Here is a 606-nt window from a genome sequence, read left to right as displayed (position 1 = left end):
CGTGCCGGGGGACTGGTCTTTCTCGAGAAACTCGATGGTCTGATTCAGGAATCGGGGCAACTGATGGGAGCGAAGCCTACTTTAGCCGACCACGCCATTTTCCCCTTCGTCCGCCAGTTCGCAAATAATGACCGTAGCTGGTTCGACCAATTGCCCCTGCCTGCGCTGCAGAAATGGCTCGGCGATCATCTTGCGTCTGCGTTATTCGCCACAACGATGGTGAAATATCCGCAGTGGATGAGTGGAGATGCGGAACCGGTTTTTGCTTTGGAAGTGGCGGCGTAGCGCAGGCCAAAAATAGGACACGGGAGTGGCGTTAATGCAGGCGAAGCCATCGTGGCTTGGGAATAGGTGCACCGGTCAGCGCTATCCGGACTCGCACAAAGACGCAAAGCGCCACGAAATTGAAGCGGGATTGCGCTATATCTTATAGCCTTCGTGGCTTTGCGTCTTCGTGCGAGCCTGACCATTGCTGCGTCATGCCGAAAAGCTGACAGCGAAGACCCGGTTTGTTTTCTGTGACCTTTGTCCCGAAGCCCCAGATTTCCAGCATTTGTGGACCGGGAGCCGGTCGCCGAGTGTGACCTTCCATCTCTCCATCCTCTA

General features: G+C 55.6%; 1 pseudogene. It reads left to right on the top strand.

The window, feature by feature from the left end:
• Positions 1–285 (top strand): annotated as a pseudogene (locus V7665_RS13735) (glutathione S-transferase); the annotation flags it as partial.
• Between the last annotated feature and the right edge of the window lie 321 nt (positions 286–606).

The sequence above is a fragment of the Parasphingorhabdus sp. genome (assembly GCF_036964675.1).
GTDB lineage: Bacteria > Pseudomonadota > Alphaproteobacteria > Sphingomonadales > Sphingomonadaceae > Parasphingorhabdus.
This window is presented reverse-complemented; position numbering and strand designations above follow the sequence as displayed.